The organism is Sphingomonas sp. FG14 (genome assembly GCF_057809675.1).
In genome coordinates, this window is sequence record NZ_JBMDKK010000001.1 from 562,976 (window position 1) to 576,800 (window position 13,825).

Consider the following 13,825-nt stretch of genomic DNA (forward strand, 5'->3'; position numbering starts at 1 on the left):
TCGTATCCTCGCTTGCGCATTCCCGTGCCTATATATAACCATTATCACATGAGTTGAGTAATAATGGCGGACGATGCGCTCTGCCGGTCGGTTTCGGCAGGGCGCACGTCCGGATCGGGAGGAACGGAATGACGAAGACGATGCGCTTTGCCGTCGCGCTGCTGGCCGTGCCGCTATTGTCCGCGATTGCGGTGGCGCCGGTGCAGGCGGGGCAGGCGGCGCCGTCGGGCTATGACGCGCTGATCGCGCTCAACACCGAGTTCCGCGCCTTCGTGCCGCCCAGGATGAAAGGCGGTGTGCCCGATTACAGCGCATCGGCGATGGCGGAGCAGCATCGCGAATTGAAGCGTTTCATGGCCCGGCTGGCGGCGATCGACGACAGCACATGGCCGGTCGCGCAACGCGTCGATTACATGCTCGTGCTCGCTGAAATGCGGGGGATGGACTTCCAGCATCGCGTGATCCAGCCCTGGAAGCGCGATCCGGCATTCTACAGCACGACCAACCTGGGCTTCGGACCCAAGATGCACGGTGCGATCGGCATCCCCAAATTGCCGCTGGCCAAGGACAAGGCGGCGGCGCTCGTGGCCCGGCTCGACGCGGTTCCGGCAGCGCTAACCCAGGCGCGCGCCAATTTGACCGACGCGCGCGGCGACCTGGCCCGGCTGGCGATCATACAGAAGCAGGTGGAGGTCAACGTCTACGGCCAGCTTGCCCAGGATGCGGCGAAGAGCAATCCCGAACTGGTCGCGCCCGCCCGTCGCGCGCAGGCGGCGGCGACGGCGTTTCGCGCGTGGCTGCAGGGAATAGAGGCCAAATTGCCGGCGCATGCCGGCGTCGGGCGCGAGAATTACGACTGGTATCTGCGCAACGTTTTGCTGTTTCCCTACAGCTCCGCGCAGATCGCGGAGATCGGCGAGCGGGAATATCAGCGGCAGGTGGCATTCCTGAAGATAGAGGAGCATCGCAACCGCAAGATCGCGATGACCGAGCCGGTCGCCACCCGCGCCCAGTTCGACGCGAAGCGCATGGAGGAGGATGAGGATCTCCTTCGTTTCCTACGCGAGGGCGACTGGATGACCATCCCGGACTATGTGAAGCATGATCCGGAGGAAGGCCCCTATGTCTTCCCCTTCGAGCGCGACCCCGGCAAGCCCGGCCTGTTCGATCCGCCGCTCAACCTGCATTTCTTCTTCCAGGCCGAGTTCCGCGACGGGCGGCCGCTGCGCGCGCACAATCTGCCGGGGCACGCGTTCGACCAGCTTCAATATGCGCGCGACACCCGTCCGATCCGTGGGGGAGGACGGCTATTCTTCGTCAACGGCCTCCGCAGCGAAGGCTGGGCCTTTTATCTGGAGGAGATGATCCTGCAGGCGGGACTGCTGGCCGACCGCCCGAAGACGCGTGAGATCGACTATATCCTGGGCGCCAAGCGCGCCGCGCGCATTCTGCCCGAACTGAAGATGCAGGCCAATGAATGGACCTGGGCGGAAGCCAATGCCTCTCTGATCGCACGCACGCCCAAATGGATGAAGCCCGGCGATGCGGTGGCGCAGTTCGATATCGAACTCTACCTTCGCCAGCCGGGCTATGGCATCGGCTATTATATGGGCAAGGTCGAGCTGGAGAAGCTGCTTGCCGAACGCGCGATGCAGTTGGGCGACGCGTTCGATATCAAGGCGTTCCACGACCAGTTCCGTGCCGCGGGATCGATCCCGATCTCGCTCATCCGCTGGGAAATGACGGGCAGGGACGACGAAGTTCGGACGATGCGGTGAAGAAACACGCCCGAACCAACACTCGCTCGGGCTGAGCCTGTCGAAGCCTTGTCCTGCCTTTTGCATGGATGCTGAAGAAGGGCAGGGCTTCGACAGGCTCAGCCCGAACGGTTTTTATATTCGGTCTTCGATTCTACCGCTTCAACGCCGAAAGCGGCGTGTGCGCCCAGAATTGCTTCACCTCGTCGTCATAGCCGGTAAGGTCGTAACGCAGCAGCGAGACCGGGAGGCGGCCGGTGTTCATCAGATAATCGTGATAGTCTCGGATCGAGAACCGGTCGCCCAACTGGCGCTTGCGATCGACCATCAGTTTCTGGAGCTGCATCATCCCGATCGTATAGGTCATGCCATAGCCGGGCGGGCGGCGGATATAGATGCCGGCGTCGGTGCGCGCGACATCGTCGTCGAGATAGGGCGTCCATGTCTTCCAGAACGTCATGGCCTGATCGACGGTCATCTCGTTGCGCTGCATCTTCACGTCGCCCATCGTGCGCGCAGCGCGAAACAGGCCGAAGATGTAGATCAGCTCGCGCGTGCGCGGGCGATCGTCGAACAGGCCGAGCTGAAGCGCCGTTTCCTCCATATAGAAGCCCCATCCCTCGGTGCGGCCGCTGTCGCGGATATGGCGACGGATCGGGTGACGGACCCGCTCGCCGGCCAGCCCGTCGAAACGATGGCCGGGGAAGGTGGCGTGGAGATGGTCCGGCGATGCGTCGCGGAACTGCACCTGTTCCCAGAACATCGGCCCGGTCGGCCGCACGATCCAGGGGGCATTGAATCCCATCTCCTGATATGTCTTCGGCATATAGTCCGGCACGGTGATGATCTGCTCATCGACCAGCCATTTGCGGATCTTGGCGTCGGTACCCGCAAGCTGCGCCTCGTATTCCGCACCCGATTTTGGAAGTTCGAGTTCGGGCAGGTTGCGATTGCGGTGCCGTTCGGTGGTGTAGAAGGCCCAGTGCCGTTCCAGTTCACGCTGCGCCAGTTCGACGATCTGATCGGAGCTGTAGGGCATCAGCCGCACATTGGTCAGAAACCAGTCATAGGCCGGTTTGCCGACACCGGCGCGTGCGGTCATCTTTGGACGATTGGCGATCAGCCAATCGCGATAGCCGGCAATCGCGCGTTCTGCCGCCTTGATGTCGGCAACCAGCGCCGGCTGCTGCTTTTCCGCCCGTGCGCGCAGATCGGCGAACCATCCGACAAGCCCGGCGGGCTCGACCGCGCGATAGGGCATGCCGTGGCCGACGCCGTCGCCGTTCGACAGGCTGTGAATGGCGAGATCGGCATAGTCAGCGGCGACGGCATCGAGATTGACCCGGGCCTGTGCTAGATAAGCGGGAATGCCCTTCAGCCTTGCGCGATAGACGGGCAGGTCCGTCGCCTTAATTGGCAGCTCGGCATAAGCGAGGCGCTGGAGCTCGTCGACATACATGCCGGGATCGCGCGCCCAGGGCTTGGTGACGTTCAGGATGAAGTCTTGCTGATCGAACTGCGCGCGGACCGCGAGATAATCCACCTGTTGATGACGATCCCATCGCGCGACCGCGAAATCGGGCAGTCGCGCCTGAAAAGCGCGCAGCGTTTCGCGGCGTTGTTCGACGACGGCGGGGCTGAAATCGACCACGCCGTTGACGGCCTTTGGATCCTTCCAGGCGTTGAATTCGGCGAACAGCGCCACAAGCTGGTCATAATCGCCCATGCCGTCGGGCGGCCCCGCCGGCATGGGAGCCGCAGGCTGGGCGAGGGCGGGGGATAGCGTTGCGGGGGCCAGCGCGGCGCTTCCCAGCATCACCGCAGCGGCGAGCAGGCGCATTTCCCTTCGCATGATCATTCTCCTTCCCCGTGTCGTGCTTCGCACCGTCGGCGGCATGTGAACTGCAACCATTAACGTGTGATTTTGATTATGTTGTGCGATATCGGCCAACCCGTCAAGCCGGTGCGATCTAGGTATCGGCTATGCGCTGAACGACGCCGCCGCCTTCCATAGCGCGTGGCCGCTCATGCTGCTGCACAACGTCATGGCGCGAGGCTTTCCGGCGAGGATCTCCTTCACCGGCTTGCGATTCGGGCAAATCGCGATCACGGCGAAAGCGAGGCTCCACGACGACTTTGGTGGTCCGCGCCGAAATGTTTCAGGAAAATGTCAATTTTCACCTTTTTCGGCGGGGCGTGCTTGACCCTCTCTTTCAACTATGCTCAAAATCACGCGCTTGTTCACCAATAAGGGGTGGCCATCGGCGGATCGTCAGCACGAGGGACGTGCGGCACGCCGGTTACAATCGGGGAGACGACATGATGAGAACGAAGCAGGTTTCGGTCACACGCACGGCGTTGAAGGGTGGATCAGCAATGTTGATCGCCGCGCTGGCGACGGGCAGCGCCCTGGCACAGGAGGCCGCGCCCGCCGAGGAAGGCGAAGCCATCGTCATCACCGGTTCGCGCATTCCGCGCCCGGACGTCGATTCCAACAGCCCCGTGAATGTCGTCTCTTCGGAAGAAATCAAGCTTTCCGCGACGAGCGAGACCGAGCAGATCCTGAACGCGTTGCCGCAAGCGGTCGCGGGATCGGGCAGCCAGTCCAACTCGGGCAACGGCACCGCGACGGTCAACCTGCGCAACCTGGGCACCGTGCGTACGCTGGTGCTCCAGAACGGCCGGCGCATCGTCGGCTCCACCCAGGACGGCGTGGTTGACATCAACATGATCCCGCCCGCGCTGATCAGTCGCGTCGAGGTGGTCACGGGCGGCGCCTCCGCTGTTTATGGTTCGGACGCGATGGCCGGCGTCGTCAACTTCGTGATGAAGGACGATTTCGAGGGCATGGAACTGGCCGGCCAGGCCGGCGTCAGCCAGCGCGGCGATGCGGAGCGCTACAATTTCGACCTGACCGTCGGCGGCAATTTCGATGGCGGGCGCGGCAATATCGTCTTCTACGGTAGCTATTACGATCGTGCGCAAGTGCAGGGTTCGGCGCGCAAGCATGCCAGCCGCTTCCTGGTGGATGCCGTGCAGAACGGCGTTGGTGTCCTCGTCCCCGGCGGCAACGGCGTGACCCCGCAGGGCACGATCTTCACGCCCTCGCTCGTCGGCAAGAAGGATCAGTTCGGCAATACGATCGGTACCGCCGGCATCTTCTTCGCGCCTGAGGGCTGGCGCGCCTATCGCACCAGCGATGGCTTCAACGATCGCCCCTACACCAATCTGCAGATGCCGATGAAGCGCTGGCAGGCGTCGGTGATGGGTCACTATGATTTGACTGACGACGTCACCGCCTTCTGGGAAGGTTCCTACGTACGCAACAAGATCAATTCGACCCTGGGCGCGGTGCCGATGAGCAGCTCCGGCTTCATCCCCAATTTCCAGCTCGATTTGCGCAACCCCTATCTGCCGGCGTCGCTGCGTGAGTTCCTGCGCACCAATCTCGACGGCAACAACGACAATCTGGTGCCGCTCAACATCAACCGCCGCCTGCTCGAGGGCGGATCGCGCACCAGCGACCAGACGCGCGATTTCTGGCGTTTCGTCGTCGGGCTGAAGGGGGGGCTTACCGATCGGCTGAAGTGGGAAGTCTTCTACAATCAGGGCGAGAACAAGCTGACCGACGTTCAGGGCGGCGGTGTGCTGATCGACAATTTCGCGGCGGCCTTCCGGGTCAATCCGAACAATCCGATGCAGTGCGCCAACGGCGACCCCAAATGCGTCGTGATCAATCCCTTCGGCGGCAATTCGCTGACCAAGGAGATGATCAACTATATCTACACCGATCTGACCAACATCACCGAGGTCAGCCAGAAGCAGGTGGGCGCAAGCATCGCCGGTTCGCTCTTCTCGCTGCCCGCCGGTGACGTGGGCATCGCGATCGGCGCCGAATATCGCAAGGAAAGCTCGCAGTTCAATCCGGACCAGCTCTACGTCCAGGGCAAGGCGCTGTCGCGCTCGGCAGGCATTCAGCCCACAGGCGGCAGCTACGACGTCAAGGAAGCCTATGGCGAGTTGTTCGTGCCCATTCTGGCCGACATGCCCGGCATTCAAATGCTGGCCTTCGAAGGCGGTGTCCGCTTCTCCGACTATTCGTCGGCCGGTTCGGTGGTCTCGTACAAGCTCGGTGGCGAATATTCGCCGATCCGTGGCCTCAAGTTCCGTGGCCTCTATCAGCGAGCGGTACGTGCACCGAACGTGATCGAGCTGTTTTCGGGGGCGACCAACACCGCGCCGCAGGCAACCGATTTCTGCAACGCGACTTCATCGCGCACGGCGGCGGAGCGCGCCTTCTGCCTCCAGCTCGGCGTGCCGGCGGCGGTGATCGACGTTTTCCAGCAGGAGAATGTGCAGATCCGCGCGATCACGGGCGGCAATCCGGATCTGAGCGAGGAAACGTCCGACACCTGGTCGGTCGGCGCGGTCTTCCGGCCCGAATTCGTGCCCAATCTCCAGATCTCGGTCGACTACTACAATATCAAGATCAAGGACGCGATCGCCGTGTTCGGCGGCGGTTTGCAGCCGACGATCACCGCGTGTCGCGCCAATCTGTCGCTCACCAATCCGTTCTGCGTGCCGCTCAACCACCGCACACCCGACGGGCAGCTTTACGACGTGTCGCTGCTCAACGCGAACATCGCCAATATCTCGTCGTCGGGCATCGACTTCCGCCTCGACTATCGCTTCGATATCGGCAGCATGGGATCGATCAGCTATTTCCTGGCCGGCACTTATCTGCTCGAGAATACGACGAAGAGCAGCCCGGTGGTCGCAGCGGTCGATTGCGCCGGTTTCATCGGCGGTGGAAGCTGCGGCAGCGCCAATCCCAAATGGCGCCTGGCGCAGCGCGTGACCTGGGATATCGATCCCGTGCAGGTCTCGCTGCGGCATCGCTTCATTGGGTCGACCAGGGATGGCCGCATCGCCGCTGCGATTGCGTCGGGCGCGGCGATGCCGCTGCTCGCCGTGCCGGAAACGGGCGACGTGCACTATTTCGATCTTAGCGCCTTCGTGAACGTGACCGACAAGGTCACCCTGTTCGGCTCGATCGACAATCTGCTGGACAAGAATCCTCCCTTCCAGCTGTTCGAGCGTGAAACGTTCGACGCGATCGGCCGCCGTTTCTCGGTTGGCTTCAAGGCTACGTTCTGAGTGGCAAACGGACGGCGGCGGCGGCATCATCGCGCCGCTGTCGTCCGGTGCGCGGGGAAGGGGACGTCCCCATCATGCCGGATCGCGTTTTGTAAGGTGCTGGGTGCCATGAAGACATATCGCTTTCTCGACCGCGGCGTCGCGGCCGCCATTCTGCTGGCGCTTGGTGGCACTGCTGCGTACGCGCAGCCGCATTCCCATGCGCCCGCTGAGGGCACGGCGTCGGTCGCAGGCACCAATCTTTCGATCGATCAGCTCTATCAGTTCAAGAGCCTGATTGGCACGACGCCGGAGGGTTTCGCCTGGTCCGCTGACGGCGGCAGCGTGCTCTTCCTCTGGAATGACGAAGGCTACAGCTTTCGCGACATCTGGGCCTATTCCATCAAGACAGGCAAGAAGACGCGACTGACGTTCCTGGCCCGCGATGCGAAGCCCGAAGCCGAACAGCGCGGCATCTCGCAGGCGGTGTTCCTGGGTAAGGATCGGATCGCCTATGTGTTGAACGGCCGGCTCAACATCCTCGGCGCCGATGGCAAGGCGCAGGCTGTCGAGACCGACAAGCAGGCGGTCCGCCGCCTGACGGTGTCGCCCGACGGCAAGCGGCTTGCCTTCATTTCCGGCAATCCCGTCGATACCCGCAATCGCGTGACGCTCGGCGGAATATTGTGGGTTCGCGACGTCGCGGCGACAGGGGACTCGGAGGCTCGCCGCCTGGCCGGCAACGATGATCCGAAAATCTATGTACAGGATTATCAATGGTCCGCGAACGGCCGTTCGATCGCGTTCCAGCAGGCCGACGACCGGCTGATGCCGGAGCGCGATATCTATTATTACGCGAAGGGCGGCCTCCAGAACAATCGCGTCGCGCGCGCCTTTCCCGGCGACGAGACGACGCGTGCGACGATCGGCGTGGTCGATGTGGCGACGGCGGCCGCGCGCTTCTACGAACGCCCCGACGCCAGGCACCATATCTGGAATTATGGTCTGTCCGCCAACGGCAAGCGGCTGTTCGTCAATGGCTCCGACATGGAGGCCAAGGAACATAGCGTCTATGTCTTCGACGTCGCGACGGGCGCGCGCGAAACCTTCTACCAGCTCCGCGAAGAGAAGCATCTGCGGCCCGACTGGCAGGTCGAATGGGCACCGGGCGATGACGGGCTGATCATCCTCACCGATCGCGACGGCTGGCTCCACCTCTATCACCAGCGGACGGCAGGCGAGAAACCGCGCCAGTTGACCAGCGGCAATTGGGAGATCGCGTCGTTCAACGTCGATGCGGCGCACGGCCAGCTCTATTTTCTGGCCAATGAATCCTACCTGCCGGAGCGCCAGATCTACCGCGTGCCGGCCAAGGGCGGTGCGATCCAGCGCGTGAGCGCGGCGACACCGGGCACCTATGAGCCGGTCTTCTCGCCCGATTTTCGGCATGCGGCGAGCATGTTCACCAACGACACGACGCCGCCCGAGCTGGTGCTGACCGATTTGTCGCGACCAGGCAGCAATACCCAGGTCACGAAATCGCCCCAGCCCGAATTCTACCGCCAGACCTGGGCGAATATCGGCTATGTCGAGTTCCCCAGCCACATCGACGGCACCAATCTGGTCGGTCGACTGAGCCTGCCCGCCAATTATGATCCGTCGAAGCGCTATCCGCTGATCGTCGGCTCGATCTATTCGGACGCGGTACGCAACCAATGGGGTGGGCGGCGCGCGCATCCCACCTGGGGGCTCGACCAGTATTTCGTGGCGCAGGGCTATATCGTGCTCAACGTCAACATCCGCGGAAGCTGGGGGCAGGGGCGCGCGCATAACCAGGGCCAGCTCCACAGCTATGGCGAAACCGACATCAACGACCTCGAAAGCGGCGTGCGCTATCTTGTCGCCAAGAACTATGTCGATCCCAAGCGCGTCGGCATCTGGGGATCGAGCTATGGCGGGCTGATGACGATCATGTCGCTGGCGAAGAAGCCCGGGGTTTATGCGGCCGGCATCGCCGGCGCGCCGGCGACCAATGTCTGGCATGCCTATCCGTCGCAGATGTGGATCATGGGCCCACCCGATGGCCCCGACATGCCCGGCCGCTACGAGGCGCAGTCGGCGCTCTACCAGAGCAAGGGGATCAAGGATCCGCTGATGATCATTCACGGTACCCGCGATCCCGTGGTGCTGTATTCGGACACGATCGCGCTGACCGAGAAACTGATCGCCAACGAACAGATGTTCGAGCTGGTGACGCTGCCCGGCGCCAACCATGCCTGGGCCAGCGACAATCTTCCGCAGGCGCGATTCGCCTTCAAGAAGATGATCGCGTTCTTCGATCGCAATTTGAAGCCGGGGCAGTGAACAGCATGTCGCGTCGGCTGCTTCCGCTGTTGCTCGGCTTTGGGGCGCTGTTCGCGGCCCCCGCCGCGCATGCGGACTCCGTTCAGGAACTGGGAGCGGAGTTCTGGGCATGGCGCGCGACGACGCAGCCGGCGACAAGCGACGATATCCCCCGTATCGTCCGACCCAAGGGGTGGACGCCGGACTGGTCGGCGGATGCGGTCAAGGCGCAGAAGGAAAGGCTTGCCCAGTTCGAGGTGCGCCTGAAATCGCTCGCGGACGCGCCGCGCGGCGTTGGCGAGCGGGTCGACTATCGTCTTGTCGGATCGGCGCTGGCGCGTGTGCGCTGGGAACTCGACCATGTCGCGGCGTGGCGGCATCAGCCACATTTCTACGTCGCGCAGGCGCTCAACCCGATCTTCGAGACCCTGCTGCCGCCGCCACCGGTGGGAAGTGCGCGAGTGGAGGATGTCATCCGCCTGCTCGAACGCGTTCCCGCGACGCTTCAGGCGGGGCAGGCCAATCTTACCGATATGCGCGGGCCGTTCGTCGATGTGGCGCTGCACCAGATCGCCGACGTGCCGGCCAGCTTGCAGGGCATGGCCGCGGGGCTTCGGCCCTTCGCCAGCGCGGCGCAGCAGCAGCGGATGCAGACCGCGCTGGTCGGCGCAATCGCGGCATTTGACGGCTTCGGCGCGAATCTGAAAGCCAGGCGCGCCGGGCTTCCCGGTGGCACCGCGATCGGGCGCGACAGCTATAATTTCTTCCTGCGCAACGTCGCGCTTTATCCCTATTCGCCCGAAGACCTGTTGATCATGGGGCGGCAGGAATGGGCGCGCTCGGTGATGTTCGAGGAGCTCGAGCGCAACCGCAATCGCGGACTGCCCAAACTGCCGATCGGTTCGTCGATCGGCGCGGTGACGCAGCGGCTCGACGCCGAGGAACTCAAGGTCCGCAAATATCTGACGGATCATAAGCTGCTGACCGTTCCCGCCTGGGTCGGCCATTACAAGGCACAGCCCTTTCCAGCCTATCTGGCGCCGGTCGGCTGGCTTGGCCGCACCTTCGATCTGACGAGCCAGGCGCGCGTCGGGCAGGATGCGACGGTCTATCTTCCTGACCCTTCGCCCAAACTCGGCTATTTCAACCTGTCGATCACGCGCGATCCGCGTCCGATCATCGTGCATGAGGGCGTGCCCGGGCATTTCTTCCAGCTCAGCCTGTCGTGGAAGCATCCCAACCCGCTGCGTCGTCACTATTACGACAGCGCCGCGAACGAGGGCACGGGCTTTTACGCCGAGGAGATGATGCTCCAGGCCGGCCTGTTCGCCGATGCGCCGCGCACGCGCGAGATCCTCTATAATTTTGCCCGGCTTCGCGCGCTGCGCGTCGAGGTGGACGTCAAGCTCGCGCTTGGCCTGTTCACGATCGCGCAGGCCGCCGACTATCTCGAAAGGACGGTGCCGATGGACCGCGCGACCGCCGAGGAGGAAGCGGTCTTCTTCGCGGCCTCGCCGGGCCAGGCGATCAGCTACCAGATCGGCAAGATGCAGACGCTCGATTTCCTGGCCGAAGCGAAGATCCGCAGGGGCAAGGATTTCGATCTCAGGCATTTCCATGATTATCTCTGGCAGAACGGCAATGTGCCGATCGCGCTGCAGAAGGAAGAATATCTGTCCGCAGCAGCGGGTGAGCAGGGGAAGGGGCTCTAGATGCGTCATATCCGGTTTATCGAGCCTCGGTCGGGGCTCTCCGCCCGGTGCCTGCTGCTCGACGACAAGGCACCGGTTTCGTGCGACTTCCTCTGGGATCTCGCCGAACGCCGCGCCAGCTTCGAAGCGATGCACGCCATGTGGACAGGGCCGGAAATCTCGGTGCCGATCCCTTCAGGCATATTAGCCCAGGACATGCCGCGGCCGGTGGTGCCTGACGAGAACGCCACCGCCTTTCCAGAACAGGGCGATATCGTGCTTGCCTATCTGGCGGCAGGCAGCACCAAGGGGCTGCCGCCGGGCGATTTCTACGACATCGGGCTGTTCTACGGGCCGGGAGGGCGGCTGCTGATGCCGTTCGGCTGGATCAAGGCCAATGTCTGCGCGCGGATCCTCGACGAGGATTTCGCCAAGGCGCAGGCCGATTTCCGCACCATCCGGCGCAACGGCGCCTGCGATCTCACGATCGAAACCGCTTGACGCCGCCGGGAAGGATCACGCGACCATGCAATATTCCGATCTGATGGCGCTGATGGGCAACTGGCTGCTGCCGGGATCGCTCGTCTGCGTGATGGCCTCGATGGGGCTGTCGCTGACCGCCGACGATTTCCGCCAGGTGTTCCGCAACAAGCGCGCGTTGATCTTCGGCGTCTGCTCGATGCTGATCGTGCCGCCGCTGATCGGGCTCAGCATGGCGCTGACGGTGGCGCCGACGCCGGCGCTGGCGGTGGGCTTCGTCCTGCTCGCGACCACGCCGGGTGGCATGCTCTCCAATTTGTTCACGGACATGGCGAAGGGCGATCTCGCGCTCTCGATGTCGATGACCTTGCTGCTGAGCATGATCTATATCTTCGTCGTGCCGTTCTATGCGCATTTCGCGCTGCTCCATTTCATGGGGCTTGCGGCCGATGTGAACGTGCCGCTCGCATCTTTCTTCTGGGACATCTTTTCGATCACGGTGCTGCCGGCCGGTACCGGTTTCATCATTCGGGCTCTACGCCCGGCCTTCGCGCTCTGGATCAAACCGCATCTGAAGAATGCCGCCACGATCGTGCTGTTCACCTCGTTCGGCTTTATCCTGGTCGATCAAATCCCTGTGCTGCGCCAGAATCTCGGCGCGCTGTTCTGGATCACGGTGGCGCTGAATGTGATCATGGTCTGCGTCGTGATGACGATCGTCCGCTTCGCCGGCTTCACACGGCGAGAGAATATCGCGATCGGGATCGAACATCTGATGCGCCAGGAGGGCACGGCGATCTTCATCGCGGTGTCGATCGTCGGTAATAACGAAATGTCATTGCCGATGATCATGAACACGCCCGTTGCGCTCGTCATCGTGCTGATCTTCGTCGCCATCGCCCGCCGCACCGCCCGGAGCGGTGGCGCGGCCGAAACCGCACCCGCCTAATTCAGGAAAAACGGCCCCAGCGCGGGGCGTTCAGGAAAGTTCAGTCATGACGTTGCCGAGAAAGCCGGATCTCGCGAGGGCGCAAACCGCCACTCTCGCGATGTCCTCCCTTACCATTCGAAGCCGGCCATCGATCGGGGCATGATGCGTCATCAGCCCATCGAGCCGCGGCGCGGCAATGCGCCTTCGGGGGACTCTGTCTGGCATGCGACCGCGCGCCCCGGTCCCATGCTGGATCGTCTCACCGGAACAGTGGAGACCGACATTCTCGTCATCGGCGGGGGTATCGCCGGCCTTTCGACCGCGTTGCACCTCGCCGAAGCCGGCCTGACCGTCACCCTGGTCGAGGGCGGCCAGCTCGGCAGCGGCGCCACCGGCCAGAGCGGCGGCCTGGTCGCGCCCGACTATATCCGCCACAGCCCGGAAACGATCGGAAAGACGATCGGGCGGCAGGCCGGCGAGCGGCTGACGCGGTTCCTGGGTGGTTCTGCGCAATTCTGCTTCGACCTGATCGAACGTCATGGGATCGAGTGCGATTCCCGGCAGGACGGTTTCTGGTGTCCGGCGCATACCGATGTGCTTGTCGATGCGCAGCGCGCTTATGCCGCGCAATGGAGTTCGCGCGGCTTTGATGTCTCGTTCGTCGAGGCGAACGAGACCCGACGGGCACTGGGATCGCACCGCTATCGCGGCGCGCTGCGCTTCGCCGCGGGTGGTTCGCTCAATCCTCTGGCATATGCCCGCGGCCTGGCGCATGCCGCGCTCAAGGCCGGCGGACGAATCTTCGTGGAGAGCCCCGTCGGAACCCTGACCTCTACGGGCGACACCTGGCGCGCCGAGACGCCGCAGGGAGCGGTTGTTGCGCGCCGGCTCGTGCTCGCCGCCAATGGTGGCAATGCCGCGTTGCATCCGGCGCTCCGGCAGACGACGCTGCCGTTGCACGTCGTCGAATTCGCGACCGCACCGCTGACCGGCGATCAGCGCGCTCACGTACTGCCGCAAGGGGGAAGTTTCACCGACAAGAACCCCTATGTCTTCACCGCGCGCTATGACGGGCTTGGTCAGCTCATCTCGGCTTTTCCGGTCTCGCTGCTGGTGCGCGGCCAGGATGCGTTCCATCGGGAAGCGCGGCGGCGCCTGGCCAGCCATTTCGACGCTTTGCCGGTGCCGGAGATTGACTATCTCTGGGAAGGAACCGCCTGGATCAACACGTCGTTCCTGCCGGAAATCTACGATCTGGGCGACAATGCCTATGCCATCCAGGCGTGCAATGGACGCGGCATATCGATCAACAGCGCGATCGGGCGGGAGATGGCAACCGCGATCGCGACCAACGATCTGAACGCGCTTTCGATCGCGCCGCGCAAGCCGGTTCCGGTACGCATGCACGGCATGGCGGCGCTGATGCCGAAACTGCTGATGTCGCTCGCTTATCTGTCAAGTTGACCAGGAATGGGGTGTCTGGTCTT

8 protein-coding genes are annotated in these 13,825 nt (G+C 63.3%); 7 read left to right on the forward strand and 1 reads right to left on the reverse strand.

The window, feature by feature from the left end:
* Positions 1 to 128: 128 nt before the first annotated feature.
* Positions 129 to 1,778 (forward strand): DUF885 family protein, encoded by a 1,650-nt coding sequence (locus tag ACODTA_RS02605; RefSeq protein WP_489064246.1) that lies wholly within the window; start codon positions 129 to 131, stop codon positions 1,776 to 1,778.
* A gap of 133 nt (positions 1,779 to 1,911) precedes the next feature.
* Here ACODTA_RS02605 and ACODTA_RS02610 read toward each other — a convergent pair whose 3' ends face one another.
* On the reverse strand, positions 1,912 to 3,609 hold the full coding sequence (locus ACODTA_RS02610) for a DUF885 family protein (RefSeq protein ID WP_489064247.1): 1,698 nt from the start codon (positions 3,607 to 3,609) through the stop codon (positions 1,912 to 1,914).
* Positions 3,610 to 4,076: 467 nt separating this feature from the next.
* On the opposite strand from ACODTA_RS02610, the gene ACODTA_RS02615 reads away from it, so the two are divergent.
* The 6 genes from ACODTA_RS02615 (at position 4,077) to ACODTA_RS02640 (ending at position 13,802) form a co-directional block, all read left to right on the forward strand.
* Positions 4,077 to 6,914 (forward strand): TonB-dependent receptor plug domain-containing protein, encoded by a 2,838-nt coding sequence (locus ACODTA_RS02615; protein ID WP_489064248.1) that lies wholly within the window; start codon positions 4,077 to 4,079, stop codon positions 6,912 to 6,914.
* A 108-nt stretch (positions 6,915 to 7,022) separates the two neighbouring features.
* Positions 7,023 to 9,257, forward strand: coding sequence for a prolyl oligopeptidase family serine peptidase (locus ACODTA_RS02620; protein WP_489064249.1), 2,235 nt, complete (start codon positions 7,023 to 7,025; stop codon positions 9,255 to 9,257).
* Positions 9,258 to 9,262: 5 nt separating this feature from the next.
* Positions 9,263 to 10,948 carry a DUF885 family protein gene (locus tag ACODTA_RS02625; protein WP_489064250.1) on the forward strand — a complete coding sequence of 562 codons (1,686 nt, stop codon included), beginning with the start codon at positions 9,263 to 9,265 and terminating at the stop codon, positions 10,946 to 10,948.
* Positions 10,949 to 11,428: a DUF3830 family protein gene (locus ACODTA_RS02630; protein ID WP_489064251.1), complete on the forward strand. Its 480-nt coding sequence runs from the start codon at positions 10,949 to 10,951 to the stop codon at positions 11,426 to 11,428.
* A gap of 25 nt (positions 11,429 to 11,453) precedes the next feature.
* Complete coding sequence (locus ACODTA_RS02635) at positions 11,454 to 12,356, forward strand: bile acid:sodium symporter family protein (protein ID WP_489064252.1); 903 nt, start codon at positions 11,454 to 11,456, stop codon at positions 12,354 to 12,356.
* A 228-nt stretch (positions 12,357 to 12,584) separates the two neighbouring features.
* On the forward strand, positions 12,585 to 13,802 hold the full coding sequence (locus ACODTA_RS02640; protein ID WP_489064253.1) for an NAD(P)/FAD-dependent oxidoreductase: 1,218 nt from the start codon (positions 12,585 to 12,587) through the stop codon (positions 13,800 to 13,802).
* Positions 13,803 to 13,825 lie beyond the last annotated feature (23 nt).